Below are 15,172 nucleotides of genomic sequence, written 5' to 3'. Positions count from 1 at the left end.
CCAGCACGGCCACGGTCTGGTCCGGGGTGGAATCGCTGGGCGAGATGCCGGTACCACCCGAGGTGATGATGACGTCGACGCCGTCGTCGACCGCGGCACGCAGCGCCTCACCAACCGGGGTGCCGTCGGCGACCACCTCCGGTTCCGCGGGCGAAAACCCGTGTTGGCCAAGCCATTCGGTAATGATCGGCCCGCACCGATCGTCGTACACGCCGGCCGAGGCGCGGGTCGAAGCAATGATCACTCGTGCGGATCTCGCGCCCATCACCGTGTCCAATTTCCGGTTTTGCCGCCCTCTTTGCGGAGCACCCGAATGTCGTCGATGCGAGCGGACGGGTCAACCGCTTTGATCATGTCGTAGAGCGTAAGCCCGGCCACGCTGACGGCGGTCAGCGCCTCCATCTCGACACCGGTACGGTCGGTGCTGCGCACCGTCGCCGTGATCTCGATGTCGGACTCGCCGACGGTGAAATCCACGTCGACTCCCGTCAGCGCGAGCTGGTGGCACAGCGGAATCAGGTCGCTGGTTCGCTTTGCTGCCAGAATGCCCGCCACCCGCGCGGTCGCCAGCGCATCGCCCTTGGGCAGGCCGCCGGTCGAGATCAGCGCGATCACCTGCGCCGAGGTCCGCAACGCGCCGGCGGCCACGGCAGTGCGCTTGGTCGCGCCCTTCTCGGTGACATCGACCATGTGCGCCGCCCCCCGCTCATCCAAGTGCGAGAGCGAGCCCGGTCGGGATGCCCCGGATGCCGCAGCCATGGCTGGCGGCCTACCGGTTGACGACGGTGACCGGGTGAACGTACGGCAGGTCGTCGGAGGGCAGCGGGAACGTCAGGTCACCGAAAGGGGACAACGCACCCGTCCGATCGGTTGCCAGTTCGCTCACCGCGTGGTCATCCGGGTCCGTCGTCGGCCAGCCGTTGTCGACGTACCGGGTCTTGCCCGCGTTGTCCTCAGCAATGTCAGCCACGGGGTCCATTCTGACAGGTCGCACCGGAGGGCGTGACGCAAGCCCGCGGGCGCCCAATTCCGGCGTCCTCACCGTCGCCGCGAGGGTCCGGCCGCTGCTTTACGCTGGTCAGCAATGACCGACAACACCCCGGACATCCCGCTGGGGTCCTGGCTGGCCGACTTGTCTGACGAGCGGCTCATCCGACTGCTGGAACTACGGCCGGACCTCGCTCAGCCGCCACCCGGCAGCATCGCCGCGCTAGCGGCGCGCGCCGTCGCCCGGCAATCGGTCAAGGCTGCCACCGACGAGCTCGACTTCCTGCGGCTGGCCGTGCTCGACGCCCTGCTGGTGCTGCAGGCCGAGACCGCACCCGTGCCGACCGCAAAGCTGCTGGCGCTGATCGGCGACCGCGCTCCAGAAGCCGACGTGATGGGCGCGCTCGACGACCTCCGACAGCGCGCCCTGGTGTGGGGCGACGCCGCCGTCCGGGTGGCTCCCGACGCGGGCACGGCGTTGCCGTGGCACGCGGGCCAGGTCACGCTCGAGGACACCGCGCGCACCGGCGACGAGATCACCGGCCTCATCGCCGGGCTCGACAAAGCGCAGCTGGAGGTGCTGGAGAAACTGCTGCAGGGATCTCCGATGGGGCGCACCCGCGACGCCGCGCCCGGCGCCCCGGCGGATCGACCCGTACCGCAGCTGCTGGCGAAGGGGCTGCTGCGCCGGATCGATGCCGAGACCGTGATCCTGCCCCGCCACGTCGGGCAGGTGCTCCGCGGCGAGCAACCCGGGCCGATGCAATTGACCGCCCCAGACCCGGTGGCGTCGACGACCACGCCCGAGGATGCCGATGCGGCGGCGGCCGGGGCCCTCATCGACCTGCTGCGCGAACTCGACGTGCTGCTCGAAAACCTCGGCAGCACACCGGTTCCCGAACTGCGCAGCGGCGGATTGGGGGTCCGCGACGTCAAACGCCTGGCCAAGACAACCGGCATCGACGAGCCGCGGCTGGGCCTGATCTTGGAGGTCGCGGCCGCGGCCGGGTTGATCGCGAGCGGGATGCCCGATCCGGAGCCCGCCAGCGGCGACGGGCCGTATTGGGCGCCAACGGTAGCCACCAACCGGTTCAGCGCGATGTCCACCGCTGAGCGTTGGCACCTGCTGGCCACCACCTGGCTGGACCTGCCCGGGCGGCCGGCATTGATCGGCACCCGGGGCCCGGACGCGAAACCGTATGGCGCCCTGACGGATTCGCTGTACTCCACGGCCGCCCCACTGGATCGCCGGCTGCTGCTGGGGATGCTCTCCGAGCTGCCGCACGGTGCCGGAGTCGACGCCGCGGCGGCGTCGGCGGCGCTGATCTGGCGGCGCCCGCGCTGGGCGAGACGGCTGCAGCCCGGACCGGTCGCCGACCTGCTGAACGAGGGCCACGCGTTGGGCCTGATCGGTCGTGGGGCGATCAGCACCCCCGCCCGCGCGCTACTCGACGAAGCCGTCGACCCCGCCGTCGCGATCGATGCGATGACGCGGGCACTGCCCAGGCCGATCGACCACTTTTTTCTGCAGGCCGACCTGACCGTCGTGGTGCCTGGGCCGCTGCAACGCGATCTCGCCGAGGAATTGGCGGCCGTTGCCACCGTCGAATCGGCCGGCGCGGCGATGGTGTACAGGATCAGCGAGCAATCGATCCGGCACGCACTCGACATCGGCAAAACCCGCGACGGGATGCACGCATTTTTCGCCAAGCACTCCAAAACGGCAGTGCCACAAGGACTCACCTACCTCATCGACGATGTTGCACGCAGACACGGGCAGCTTCGAATCGGCATGGCCGCGTCGTTCGTGCGCTGTGAGGACCCAGCCCTGCTGGCCCAGGCCGTAGCGGCCGCCGACGATCTGCAGCTGCGTGCCCTGGCGCCGACTGTGGCCGTGTCGCCCGCACCGATCGCCGAGGTGCTCGGCGCCCTCCGGTCTGCGGGTTTCGCCCCGGCGGCCGAAGATTCCTCCGGCGCCATCGTCGACGTGCGACCCCGCGGCGCCCGCGTGCCCACGCCGCAGCACCGTCGCCCCTATCGCCCACCGCCGCGCCCCACCGGCGAGACGCTGAACGCGGTCGTCTCGGTGCTGCGCAAGGTGACCGCCGCGCCGTTCGGCAATATCCGCGTCGATCCCGCGGTCACCATGTCGCTGTTGCAGCGCGCGGCCAGGAATCAGGACACGTTGGTGATCGGCTACCTGGACGCCGCGGGGGTGGCCACCCAGCGGGTGGTTTCGCCGATCACCGTCCGCGGCGGGCAGCTGGTGGCCTTCGACTCGGCCTCCGGGCGGCTGCGCGACTTCGCCGTCCACCGCATCACATCGGTGGTGTCGGCGGACGACTGAATAATGGGAGATATGACCGACGGGCCGTTGATCGTGCAGTCCGACAAGACGGTGCTGCTCGAGGTGGACCACGAGCTGGCCGGCGCCGCGCGCGCCGCCATCGCCCCGTTCGCGGAGCTGGAGCGGGCGCCCGAACACGTGCACACCTACCGCATCACGCCGCTGGCGCTGTGGAATGCCCGCGCGGCCGGCCACGACGCCGAGCAGGTCGTCGACGCACTGGTCAGCTTCTCGCGCTACGCGGTGCCCCAGCCGCTGCTGGTCGACATCGTCGACACCATGGCCCGCTACGGCCGGCTGCAATTGGTCAAGAACCCCGCTCACGGCCTGACGCTGGTCAGCCTTGACCGCGCGGTGCTCGAGGAAGTGCTCCGCAACAAGAAGATCGCACCGATGCTCGGCGCCCGCATCGATGACGACACCGTCGTCGTCCACGGCAGCGAGCGCGGCCGGGTCAAGCAGATGCTTCTCAAGATCGGTTGGCCCGCGGAAGATCTCGCCGGCTATGTGGACGGTGAGGCGCATCCGATCAGCCTGCACCAGGACGACTGGCACCTGCGCGACTACCAGCAGATGGCCGCGGACTCATTCTGGTCCGGCGGTTCTGGCGTGGTGGTACTGCCCTGCGGCGCCGGCAAGACGCTGGTCGGTGCGGCCGCGATGGCGAAAGCCAGTGCGACGACGCTCATCCTGGTCACCAACATCGTCGCCGCCAGGCAATGGAAACGGGAGCTGGTGGCGCGCACCTCGTTGACCGAGGACGAGATCGGCGAATACTCCGGCGAACGCAAGGAAATCCGGCCCGTCACCATCTCGACGTACCAGATGATCACCCGCCGCACCAAGGGCGAGTACCGCCATCTCGAGCTCTTCGACAGCCGCGACTGGGGGCTGATCATCTACGACGAGGTGCATCTGTTGCCGGCACCGGTGTTCCGGATGACCGCCGATCTGCAGTCCAAGCGGAGACTGGGCCTGACCGCCACGCTGATCCGCGAGGACGGCCGCGAGGGCGACGTCTTCTCCCTGATCGGCCCGAAACGTTATGACGCGCCGTGGAAGGACATCGAGGCGCAGGGCTGGATCGCGCCGGCCGAGTGCGTCGAAGTCCGCGTCACCATGACCGACAACGAACGAATGATGTACGCGACCGCCGAACCCGAGGAACGCTACCGGTTGTGCTCGACGGTGCACACCAAAATCGCTGTGGTCAAATCGATTCTGGAAAAGCACCCCGACGAGCAGACCCTGGTGATCGGCGCCTACCTCGATCAGCTCGACGAGCTCGGGGCCGAGCTGAACGCTCCGGTCATCCAGGGTTCGACGCGGACCCGGGAACGCGAAGAGCTATTCGACGCCTTCCGCCGTGGCGAGGTGCCCACGCTGGTGGTGTCGAAGGTCGCCAACTTTTCCATCGACTTGCCCGAAGCCTCTGTCGCGGTGCAGGTCTCGGGAACCTTCGGTTCCCGCCAAGAGGAAGCCCAGCGGCTGGGCCGATTGTTGCGGCCCAAGCACGACGGCGGCGGCGCCATGTTCTATTCCGTGGTCGCGCGCGACAGCCTGGACGCCGAGTACGCCGCACACCGGCAGCGCTTCTTGGCGGAGCAGGGCTACGGCTACATCATCCGCGACGCGGACGACCTACTGGGCCCGGCGATTTAGAGTTGTGAACCGGTAGCATTCGCTGCGCCGAACGTGTACGCCCTGCGAAACTGACGGAGATTTCGCAATGAGCACACGTTGGGTGAAACTGCCCGATTCACCGCGGCCGACGGCGGATACGCCGGGCCATCTGGCCGACCGCGCGCTGCAAGGCTTACTTTCGGTGTCATGGACGAACGTATCGCGCTCAGCAACCGTGTCGCTTTGGTCACCGGCGGATCCCGGGGAATCGGTCGGGGCATCGCGCAGGCACTGGCACGTGCTGGGGCGGCGGTTGCGGTCAACTACCGCCATCGGCAGGACGAGGCGGCGGCAACGGTTGCCGAGATCGAACGGACCGGAGGCAGGGCGATCTCAGTGCGGGCGGACGTGGCCATGCGGTCCGAAGTGGAGGCGATGGCCGGGCAGGTCGGATCCGAGCTCGGTCCCATCGACGTGCTGGTGAACAACGCCGGTATCGCCACCATCCGCGGTGTGGACGACATCACCGAAGAGGACTTCGACAAGACGCTGACGGTCAATTTGAAGTCGGCGTTCCTGTGCACCCAGGCCGTAGTCCAGGGGATGCGGCAGCGAGGCTGGGGACGGATCGTGAACGTCTCGTCCGTCGCCGCTCGCGGCGCGGGAAACATCGGTGTGCATTACAACGCGTCCAAGGCAGGTCTGGAGGGCCTCACCCGCGGCTATGCCGCGCGCCTTGCCGCCGATGGGATCACCGTTAATGCCATAGCGCCCGGGCTCATCGACACAGAAATGGCTGTGCCGCTGAAGGAATCGGGTGTCGCGGACCGTCTGCCGGTCGGCCGCATCGGCACACCCGACGAGATCGGTCAGGCGGTCCTCATGATGATCGGCAACGGTTTCCTCACCGGGCAGACGCTAGCGGTGAACGGCGGCGGAAGTTTCCTCTGACGCTCGACATTCACCAGTTTCATGCCCGGGCGATTTAGAGCGACAGGATGGTCGCCGACGCGGTGCCGGGCGCGCCATACACCTGCGCCAGGCCGACGCGCGGGTTGCCGGGCACCTGGCGCTCGCCCGCCTCGCCGCGCAGCTGACGCACCAGCTCGTGCACCTGCCGCAGCCCCGACGCGCCGATCGGCTCGCCGTTGGCGATCAGCCCGCCGTCGGTGTTGACCGGGATCGAGCCGTGGATCTCGGTGGCGCCGTCGGCCACCAGCTTCTCCTGCTCACCGTCGGCACACAGCCCCGTCTCGGCCATGTGGATGACCTCGGCGCCCGCGTCGGTGTCCTGCAGCTGGGCGATGTCGACGTCCTCGGGGCCGATGCCGGCGGCATCGTAGGCGGCTTTGGCCGCATATACCGTCGGGGACGCGTCCTCGTCCAACGGCGCCGACGTGGCGTGCACCTCATAGGCGCCGTAGCGGCGGGTGCGGATCTCGCAGGCTCGCACGTACACCGGCTTGTCGGTGAACTTGTGGGCCATGTCGGCGCGGCACATGATCACCGCGGCGGCGCCCTCGTCGGGCGCGCAGAACATGTACTGCGTCAACGGGTAGTTCAACACCGTCGAGTTGAGGATCTCGTCCTCGGGAATCGCCTTGCGGCGGAAGGCGTTCGGGTTCAAGGCGCCATTGCGGAAGTTCTTGGCGGCCACCTTGGCCAGCGTGGCCTGGGAGATGTGGTGGTCGTGGATGTACTTGTTGGCCTTCATGCCGAAGAACTTGGTGGTGACGAACTGCCCGTTCTGGGCGTACCACTGCGGCAGCGCGAGCTTGGCGGGGTCGTCGGTGAAGGCGCCGCGCGGGTGCTTGTCCAAACCGATGGCGATGCCGAGGTCGTACTTGCCCAGTCGAATGGTGTCGGCGGTCTGCTGAATGGCGCTGGCCGCGGTCGCGCACGCGTTGAAGACGTTGGTGAACGTGATGCCGGTGAGCCCGACCAGCCGTGTCACCGCGTCGGGGTTGGACACCTCGTGGCTGCCACCGAAGCCGAACTGGATGTCCTTCCAGTCCACGCCGGCGTCGCTCAGCGCCGACTGGATGGCCTCGGCGCCCATCTGCATCGCGGTCTTGTCATGCCTGCCGAATGGATGCAGGCCCACACCGATGATGGCCACGTCGTTAGTCATCTCAGGTTCCTTCCCTCAGACAGATGGTGGCGACCCGCTTCACCCGGCTTCGCCGCGCTCGCGATCGCCACTAGACCGGCTGGAACGCGAACGTGACGATCTCGTCGCCGTCGGCATCGGTGGTGAACGGCACCATGGTGAGCTCGACCTCCTGGCCGAACTGCAACTTGGCCGGATCGTTCTCGGTCAGCCGGCCCTCCACGCGGATCACGTCGCCGAGCTGCACCAGACCCACACCGAACGGCACGAAATCCTCGCCCGTCGGCCCGGCGTACGGAGCCCCGGGCGGGAAGCCCTGGGTAGTCCACGCCACCAGCGTTCCGCGCCGCGGCAACAACAGCTCGCTCATCTCACCGCCGCTGCAGCGCGGACACCACTGCTGCACGGGAAACGTCGTGGCACCGCAGCTGCCACAGCGGCTGCCGATCAGCTGCGGGCTCTCGTCGGGCCAGGTGGAGATGTCGGGGGCGAGTGCCTTCTGCATCGAGGAATCCTCCAGTGATCGTCCGCAGTCCGCCACACAATAATGCGCTCCCTGAAAGGTACAACAGCATTCGATAAAAGTGGAAATCGCGTTCTCATCCGTCGCCGTCCGGTAACGCGGGTCGACCAATAAGCGTCTCCCCAAAGCGATATCGCCCGTGCTATCGCTTTCGTAGATGGGGTCGTGGCCTCCTCGTGGTACCCATGTGGCCAGTGAGGCCGATAGGACAATCGCCACGCCGCGTCGCTCGCCGCGGTACGGCGCCAGTTATCTTGAGATCCCCAGTCGCAACGCAAAGGAGACGACATGCCGGTCACGGTGCTGCTCGAACTCAGGTTCAAGACCGAAGCGGTGCCCGCGGCGCGCGACGTCATGGGCCGGGCGCTGCGGGACACCCGGGCGTTCGAGGGGAACCTCCGCACCGACGTGCTGGTCGACGAGGACGACGAAGCCCACTGGATCATCTACGAACTCTGGGACACCGTCGAGCATGACGAGGCCTATCGCAGCTTTCGTGCCGGCGAGGGAAAACTGACGGAGCTGCCTCGGCTGCTTGCCTCGCCTCCGGTCAAGACGCGGTATGTCACTTCCGATGTCTAGCTCAGCGCGGGAATGACTTCGCGCTCGAAAAGCTCGATGCCGGAACGGTCATACGCCGCCTCCGGGAAATAACAGATCGCATACTCGCAGCCGAGGTCGCGGACCTTCGCGATCCGCTCGATCACCTGCTCCGGTGTGCCGGTCGCCGAATCCGGTCCGCTGCCACCGGCAAGCATCGCGTCGGCCACCGATTCGGGCACATAGTCGACCATGCGGTCACGCACCCGCCGCAGCCGGTCTTCGACGTCGGCCTCGGACGTTCCGAGCAGCGCGGTGAAGTTCGCCGAGCGCACGATGGCGTCGAAGTCCGTGCCCTGCGTGCGGCAATGCTGCGCCAGCACCTCCGATTTGTGGGCGAAAGCCGCGGGCTCGGGCGAGAAGTTGGTGTACTGCGCGTACTTCGCGGCGATGCGCAAGGTCACCTTCTCACCGGCGCCGGCGATCCAGAGCGGAATGCCGTTGGTCTGCAATGGTTTCGGGGCCACGATGGCGCCATCGACTTGATAGTGCTGCCCGTCGAAGCTGACCTTGCCGTCGCGCCAGGCGTCGCGCATGATCTGCACGCCTTCGTCCAGGCGACCCAACCGCACCCCGGCCGATGGAAAGCCGTAACCGTAAGCGCGCCACTCGTGTTCGTACCAGCCGCCGCCGATCCCCATCTGGATCCGGCCGCCGGAGATGATGTCGACCGTCGCGGCTACCTTGGCCAAGTAGACGGGGTTGCGGTAGCTCATCGCGGTGCACATCTGGCCGAGCTTGATCCGCGACGTGCTCGCCGCATATGCCGCCATCAGCGACCACGCCTCGTGGGTGGCTTCGCCCGTCGGCATCGGCACGGTGTGGAAGTGGTCGTAGACCCACAGCGAATCCCAGGCGCTGTCGTCCGCGTAGGTGGCCAGGTCCCGCATCACCGCCCAGTGTTTTTCGGGTTCGATGCCGACCAAATCCATTCGCCAGCCCTGCGGAATGAAGAGACCGAAACGCATAGCAAGGGACTTTAGCCCCGCCGCGCTGTGCAACGATGATCGATTACCTAACTTGGACAAGCTCCAGGGAGGTCTCCATGCGGATTCTGATCTCCGGGGCCAGCATCTCGGGCCCCGTGCTCGCGTACTGGCTCACCCGATACGGGTTCGATGTCACCGTCGTCGAGCGCGCGCCCGCATTGCGGAAGACCGGCGGCCACGCCGTCGATCTGTTCCGACCGGCCATGGAGATCTCGGAGAAGATGGGCGTGCTGCCGAGAATCGAGGCGCTGGCCACCGGGACCGACACCGGGACGATTTACCGCGAGGGCGCGAGGCGGCCCGTCCGCGTGGACATCACCAAGGCCGTCGGCGCCGCATCCGATCGGCACGTCGAGATCATGCGAGATGACCTCAGCGAGGCGTACTACGACGCCGGCCGCGACCACGTCGAGTACCTGTTCGGCGACTCGATCACGGCCATCTCCCCCGAGGGCGAGGTGATCTTCGAGCACGGGGCGCCACGCAGGTACGACGTCGTAATCGGCGCCGACGGGCTGCACTCGAACGTGCGGCGCCTGGTCTTCGGCGAAGACGCGGGACGCACGCAATTCCTCGGCGGGTACCTGGCGGTGCTGTCGGCGCCGAAAACGCTTGCGCGCGAGAAAGAGATGGTCATCCACGTCGGCGCCGGGCGTCTCGCCGGAATCTACACCGCGCAACCATTGGACGATGCGCGAATGTTATTCATGTTCCGCAGCAAGGACGAACTCGAGTATGACTACCGAGATACCTTGCGGCAGAAGGAGTTACTCCGGGCAGGATTTGCCGGGATGCATGCGACGGTGGACGGGTGGCTCGAGGAGCTAGACCGCGCACCTACGTTCTACTTCGACTCGATCACCCAGTTGACGTTGGACAGCTGGTCGCGCGGGCGCGTCACGCTGGTCGGCGACGCCGGGTACTGCCCGGGGCCCGCGGTCGGCGGCAGCACCAGCATCGCGGTGCTGGGCTCCTACGTGCTGGCCGGTGAACTCGCGCAAGCTAATGGGGACTACGCGCAGGCGTTCGCGGCCTACGAACGGCAGATGATCGATCCGGTGCGCCGCAGCCGCGCGTTTGCGCGCGCCGTGGCCAAGAGCCTCGTCCCCGGCTCCGCCGCCGGGGTGTGGGCGCTGACCCGCGGAGCCCAACTGATCTCGATGCTGCCCGCCGGGCTTACCAGGGCACTGGCAAGGTTGAACGCCAAGGGTGTTCGGCTCTATGACGCGATGCAGTACAAAGACTACGCGGAACTGCTACGAGAGGGATGACGATCGATGGAACTCGCCGGTGTCGGGATATGGAGCAGTCAGCTGCGCTACGGCGATCCAGCCGAATCCGCCGATGCTGCAGCGGAATTGGATGAGCTGGGCTTTACGGCGCTGTGGATTCCGGACGTGGGCGGGCCGGTGTTCGACGCGGTGGGTCACCTGCTCGCCTCGACCAAAAACACCGTGATCGCCACCGGGATCCTGAATCTCTGGATGCACTCGGCCGGTGATGTCGCGGATTCCTATGCGGCGCTGAACGCCGAGCACGGGGAGCGCTTCCTGCTGGGGATCGGGGTCAGCCACGCGCCGCTCGTCGACGCCGGGCAGCCCGGGCGGTACCGCAAACCGCTGGCGGCGACGGCGTCTTTCCTGGACGGGCTGGATGCCGCACCGTCACCGGTGCCCACCGAAGCGCGGGTCCTTGCCGCGCTGGGTCCCAAAATGCTGGCGTTGTCCGCCAGCCGCGCCCGCGGCGCCCATCCCTACCTCGTCACCCCGGAGCACACCGCCGCCGCCCGTGCGGCTTTGGGCGAAGGGCCGTTGCTGTTGCCGGAGCAGACCGCGATCTTGTGCGATAAGACCGAGGAGGCGCGCGCTATTGGAACCGATTGGCTGCGTGCGTATTTGGCGTTGCCGAACTACGCCAATAACCTGCTGCGCAGTGGGTTTTCGGAGGACGACTTGGCACAGGTCAGCGATCGGCTCTTCGATTCGATCATCGCCTGGGGCGACGAGGACGCGATCATGCGCCGGGTCGCCGAGCATCGTTCGGCCGGCGCCGACCATGTCTGCGTCCAGGTCCTGACGGCCGACCCGATAGCTTTCCCTCGCGAGCAATGGCGCCGAATTGCCGTGGCCGGCAAGGAGGATTAGGCATACCGTGGCGGTATGGCCTCCAAACAAACCCTGTTTCGCATCTTCTACCGGATCGGCTTCACCCCCTGGGACGGGCATCCGCTCGCGCAGAGCCTGCGTGGCCTGATCGAGGGAACTCCCGACGCACCCGCGCTGCCCGCGGGATCGGCGCTGGAACTGGGATGTGGAACCGGAGACACATCGATCTACCTCGCTCAACGCGGCTGGAAAGTCACCGCGGTGGACTTTGTCACGAAGGCGCTCGACAAGGCTCGTGCCAAGGCAGGCGCTGCCAACGCTTCGGTCGACTTCGTCCGCGCCGACGTCACGCGCCTGAGTCAGGAGGGCATCGGGGCGGACTTCGCGTTGATCGTCGACAACGGCTGCCTGCATAACATGAGCGACGCGGACCGCGACGCGTACGTCCGGGAAGTGACCGCAGTAGCGGCGCCCGACGCGCGGCTACTGATCGTGGCGTTCCGTCCCGGCGGCAGGTTCGGCGTCCGCGGCATCGAGCCCGCCGAGATGGAACGGCGATTCACCCCTGCTTGGACGCTGTTGTCCACCGGCGACGAGCGGGAGCTCGACCGCGAAACTCCGACGCGGTACTACCTCTTTCAGCGCCGCGCCTGAACCTTCGACCGCGGAAACTACGTCAGCGAGTCCGGCGGCAGGAAGCGGTCGCCGTACTTGGCCGCCAACTCACGAGCGCGGGCCACGAAGGCGTCCTTGCCCGTACCGGCCGGACCGGAGTAGCCGTTGATGAACTGCGCGCTACCGCCCGTCCACGGCGGGAAACCGATGCCCATGATCGAACCGATGTTGGCGTCGGCCGTCGACGTCAGCACGCCCTCGTCGAGGCACTTCTGCGTTTCAAGCGCCTCGGCGAACAGCATCCGGTCGATCATGTCCTGCAGCGGTGGCTGCGACGAGCCGGACTTGAACGTCTCCCGCAGGCCCGGCCACAGGCCGGTGCGCTTGCCGTCGACGTATTCGTAGAACCCGGCACCCTTCAACCGCGAAGGGCGGCCGATCTCGATCATCTTCTCGACGACGGCCTCGGCTGGGTGCGGCTCGTAGGTGCCGCCGGCGTCCTCGACGCCCTTGCGGGTGGCGACGGCGATCTTGTGCATCAGCTCCAGGTTGAGCTCGTCGGACAACTGCAGCGGCGGTGCCGGATAGCCGGCCTGCGAACCGGCCTGCTCGACGCTGGCCGGCTCGACACCCTCGCCCAGCATCGCCAGCGCCTCGTTGACGAAGGTGCCGATGACGCGTGAGGTGAAGAAGCCGCGGCTGTCGTTGACGACGATCGGCGTCTTGCCGATGGCCAGCGTGTAGTCGAACACCCGGGCCAGCGCCTCGTCGGATGTCTTCTCGCCCTTGATGATTTCGACCAGCGGCATCTTGTCCACCGGCGAGAAGAAGTGGATCCCGATGAAGTCCTCCTGCCGCTTGACGCCGGTCGCCAGGCCGGTGATCGGCAGCGTGGAGGTGTTGGACCCCAGCAGTGCGTTGGGCTCGACGATGTCCTCGATCTCCTGGAACACCTTGTGCTTGAGTTCCTGGTTCTCGAACACCGCCTCGACCACGAAGTCGACGCCCGCGAGGTCGGCCGCGTCGCCCGTCGGGGTGATGCGGTCCAGCAGTGCCTTGGACTTCTCCTCGGTGGTGCGGCCTCGCTCCAGCGCCTTGGCTTCCAGCTTCTCGGAGTAGCCCTTGCCCTTCTGGGCGGCCTCGAAGCTGACATCCTTGAGCACGACGTCGAAACCGGCCTTGGCCGAGACGTACGCGATGCCGGCGCCCATCATCCCGGCGCCCAGCACACCGATCTTCTTGATCGGTGTCTTGCCGATGCCGTCGGGCCGCGACCCGCCGGAGTTGATGTGCTGCAGGTCGAAGAAGAACGCCTGAATCATGTTCTTGGCGACCTGGCCGGTGACGAGCGACGCGAAGTAGCGGCTCTCAATGCGGCTGGCGGTGTCGAAGTCGACCTGCGCGCCCTCGACCGCAGCGGCCAGGATGGCCCGCGGCGCGGGCATCGGCGCGCCCTTGAGCTGCTTGCGCAGGTTCGACGGGAACGACGGCAGGATGGCCGCCAGCGACGGCGACGACGGAGAGCCGCCGGGCATCTTGTAGCCCTTCTTGTCCCACGGCTGCTCGTGCGAGTCGGGGTTGGCCTTGATCCACGCCTTGGCGGCGGGCACCAGCTCCTCGACCGTCGGCAACAACTCGTCGACCAGACCGATCTCCTTGGCCTTGGCCGGCTTGAACCGCGTGCCCTGCGCGAGGATGCTCACGAACGCGGTCTGGATGCCGAACATCCGCACGGTGCGGGTCACCCCGCCGCCGCCCGGCAGCAGACCCAATGTCGCTTCGGGCAGGCCGATCTGGCTGCCCTTGACGTCGGCGGCGAAGCGGTGATGACACGCCAGCGCGATCTCCAGCCCACCGCCGAGCGCGGCCCCGTTGATGGCCGCCACGACCGGCTTGCCAAGCGTCTCCAGGGTGCGCAGCTGCTTCTTGACGGTCTCGACGGTGTCGAAAACGTCACCGGCGTCCTCGGGCGTCGCCTGGATCATGGTCTTGACGTCACCGCCAGCGAAGAAAGTTTTCTTGCCGCTCGTGATCACGACGCCGGTGACCGAATCCTTCTCGGCGACAAGGCGATCCACGGCCTTGCCCATCGACTCGATGTAGGCCTCGTTCATCACGTTGGCGGACCCGGAGGGGTCGTCCATGGTCAGCGTGACGATGCCGTCGGCGTCCTTATCCCACTGGATTGTGTTGTCGGCCATGACTTAAACCCTCTCGATGATCGTCGCGACACCCATGCCGCCACCGATGCACAGCGTGACCAATGCGCGCCGGGCGTTGCGGCGTTCGAGCTCGTCGACCATGGTGCCCAGGATCATCGCGCCGGTGGCGCCCAGCGGGTGGCCCATCGCGATGGCGCCGCCGTTGACGTTGAGCTTCTCGTCGGGGATGTTGAGGTCCTTCTGGAACTTCAGCACCACCGAGGCGAACGCCTCGTTGAGCTCGAACAGGTCGATGTCGTCGATGGTCAGGCCCGCCCGGTCGAGCACCTTGCGGGTGGCCGGCGTCGGTCCGGTCAGCATGATCGTGGGCTCGGCCCCGGTGGTGGCGGTGGCCACGATGCGGGCCCGCGGGGTCAGGCCCTGCGACTTGCCGGCGGCCTCGGAGCCGATGAGCACCAGCGCGGCGCCGTCGACGATGCCCGAGCTGTTGCCGCCCGTGTGCACGTGGTCGATCTTCTCGATCCAGTGGTACTTCTGCAGCGCCACGTCGTCGAACCCGCCGAGTGCGGCGAGGCCCTCGAAGGCGGGCTTCAGCTTGGCCAGACCCTCCATAGTGGTGTCGGGCCGCATGTGCTCGTCGTGGTCGAGGATCAACAGCCCGTTCTGGTCGCGGACCGGCACCACAGACTTGGCGAAGTAGCCGCCCGACCATGCCGCGGCGGCCTTCTCCTGGCTGCGCAGCGCGTAGGCGTCGACGTCCTCCCGGGAGAAGCCCTCGATGGTGGCGATCAGGTCGGCGCCGATGCCCTGCGGGACGAAGCCGACGTCGTAGTTGGTGGCCGGGTCCAGCGCCATCGCGCCGCCGTCGGAGCCCATCGGCACCCGGCTCATCGACTCGACGCCGCCGGCCAGCACCAGGTCGTCCCAGCCGGAGCGCACCTTCTGCGCGGCGGTGTTCACCGCCTCCAGGCCGGACGCGCAGAACCGGTTGAGCTGCACGCCACCGACGGTGTCGGGCATGCCGGCAGCCAGCACCGCCGCCCGGGCGATATCGCCGCCCTGGTCGCCGACCGGCGAAACCACGCCGAGGACGACGTCGCTGATTAGGTTC

At 67.4% G+C, this 15,172-nt stretch carries 15 protein-coding genes; 7 read left to right on the top strand and 8 right to left on the bottom strand.

The window, feature by feature from the left end:
- The 3 genes from A5736_RS16665 to A5736_RS16655 form a co-directional block, all read right to left on the bottom strand.
- A partial coding sequence (locus A5736_RS16665; protein ID WP_254848392.1) for a molybdenum cofactor biosynthesis protein B occupies positions 1 to 265 on the bottom strand: 265 nt, incomplete at its 3' end.
- Entirely contained in the window at positions 265 to 759 is a 495-nt protein-coding gene (moaC, locus tag A5736_RS16660) for a cyclic pyranopterin monophosphate synthase MoaC (protein WP_076247432.1), read from the bottom strand. The genes moaC and A5736_RS16665, both read right to left, overlap by 1 nt.
- A gap of 10 nt (positions 760 to 769) precedes the next feature.
- Positions 770 to 970, bottom strand: coding sequence for a hypothetical protein (locus A5736_RS16655; protein WP_076122466.1), 201 nt, complete (start codon positions 968 to 970; stop codon positions 770 to 772).
- Between the two features lie 114 nt (positions 971 to 1,084).
- Here A5736_RS16655 and A5736_RS16650 point away from each other — a divergent pair, with 114 nt between their 5' ends.
- From A5736_RS16650 to A5736_RS16640, 3 genes are all read left to right on the top strand, one after another.
- Entirely contained in the window at positions 1,085 to 3,334 is a 2,250-nt protein-coding gene (locus tag A5736_RS16650; RefSeq protein ID WP_076247429.1) for a helicase-associated domain-containing protein, read from the top strand.
- 12 nt (positions 3,335 to 3,346) lie between these two features.
- Positions 3,347 to 4,996 carry a DNA repair helicase XPB gene (locus tag A5736_RS16645; protein ID WP_076122468.1) on the top strand — a complete coding sequence of 550 codons (1,650 nt, stop codon included), beginning with the start codon at positions 3,347 to 3,349 and terminating at the stop codon, positions 4,994 to 4,996.
- A gap of 168 nt (positions 4,997 to 5,164) precedes the next feature.
- A complete protein-coding gene (locus tag A5736_RS16640; RefSeq protein ID WP_076247428.1) occupies positions 5,165 to 5,908 on the top strand; it encodes an SDR family NAD(P)-dependent oxidoreductase in 744 nt (247 codons plus the stop codon).
- Positions 5,909 to 5,942: 34 nt separating this feature from the next.
- On the opposite strand, the gene A5736_RS16635 is transcribed toward A5736_RS16640, so the two are convergent.
- A complete protein-coding gene (locus tag A5736_RS16635) occupies positions 5,943 to 7,088 on the bottom strand; it encodes a thiolase family protein (RefSeq protein ID WP_076122470.1) in 1,146 nt (381 codons plus the stop codon).
- A gap of 70 nt (positions 7,089 to 7,158) precedes the next feature.
- The gene (locus A5736_RS16630) at positions 7,159 to 7,572 is read right to left on the bottom strand and encodes a Zn-ribbon domain-containing OB-fold protein (protein ID WP_076122743.1); all 414 of its coding nucleotides are present in this window, start codon (positions 7,570 to 7,572) and stop codon (positions 7,159 to 7,161) included.
- A gap of 306 nt (positions 7,573 to 7,878) precedes the next feature.
- Between A5736_RS16630 and A5736_RS16625 the strand changes: the two genes are divergently transcribed.
- Positions 7,879 to 8,172, top strand: coding sequence for a putative quinol monooxygenase (locus A5736_RS16625; RefSeq protein WP_076247426.1), 294 nt, complete (start codon positions 7,879 to 7,881; stop codon positions 8,170 to 8,172).
- On the opposite strand, the gene A5736_RS16620 is transcribed toward A5736_RS16625, so the two are convergent.
- Entirely contained in the window at positions 8,169 to 9,158 is a 990-nt protein-coding gene (locus A5736_RS16620; protein ID WP_076247425.1) for an LLM class F420-dependent oxidoreductase, read from the bottom strand. The genes A5736_RS16625 and A5736_RS16620 overlap by 4 nt on opposite strands.
- Before the next feature lie 77 nt (positions 9,159 to 9,235).
- Here A5736_RS16620 and A5736_RS16615 point away from each other — a divergent pair, with 77 nt between their 5' ends.
- From A5736_RS16615 to A5736_RS16605, 3 genes are read left to right on the top strand one after another with little or no spacing between them, the layout of a single operon-like run.
- A complete protein-coding gene (locus A5736_RS16615) occupies positions 9,236 to 10,450 on the top strand; it encodes an FAD-dependent monooxygenase (RefSeq protein ID WP_076247423.1) in 1,215 nt (404 codons plus the stop codon).
- A gap of 6 nt (positions 10,451 to 10,456) precedes the next feature.
- A complete protein-coding gene (locus A5736_RS16610) occupies positions 10,457 to 11,323 on the top strand; it encodes an LLM class F420-dependent oxidoreductase (protein WP_076247422.1) in 867 nt (288 codons plus the stop codon).
- 15 nt (positions 11,324 to 11,338) lie between these two features.
- Positions 11,339 to 11,938 carry a class I SAM-dependent methyltransferase gene (locus A5736_RS16605; RefSeq protein ID WP_076247420.1) on the top strand — a complete coding sequence of 200 codons (600 nt, stop codon included), beginning with the start codon at positions 11,339 to 11,341 and terminating at the stop codon, positions 11,936 to 11,938.
- Positions 11,939 to 11,955: 17 nt separating this feature from the next.
- On the opposite strand, the gene A5736_RS16600 is transcribed toward A5736_RS16605, so the two are convergent.
- Complete coding sequence (locus A5736_RS16600) at positions 11,956 to 14,100, bottom strand: 3-hydroxyacyl-CoA dehydrogenase NAD-binding domain-containing protein (RefSeq protein ID WP_076247418.1); 2,145 nt, start codon at positions 14,098 to 14,100, stop codon at positions 11,956 to 11,958.
- 3 nt (positions 14,101 to 14,103) lie between these two features.
- On the bottom strand, positions 14,104 to 15,172 hold a 1,069-nt coding region (locus A5736_RS16595), incomplete at its 5' end, for an acetyl-CoA C-acetyltransferase (protein ID WP_076247417.1).

Origin of the sequence: Mycobacterium sp. SP-6446, from assembly GCF_001954045.1 — a bacterium.
GTDB lineage: Bacteria > Actinomycetota > Actinomycetes > Mycobacteriales > Mycobacteriaceae > Mycobacterium.
This window is presented reverse-complemented; position numbering and strand designations above follow the sequence as displayed.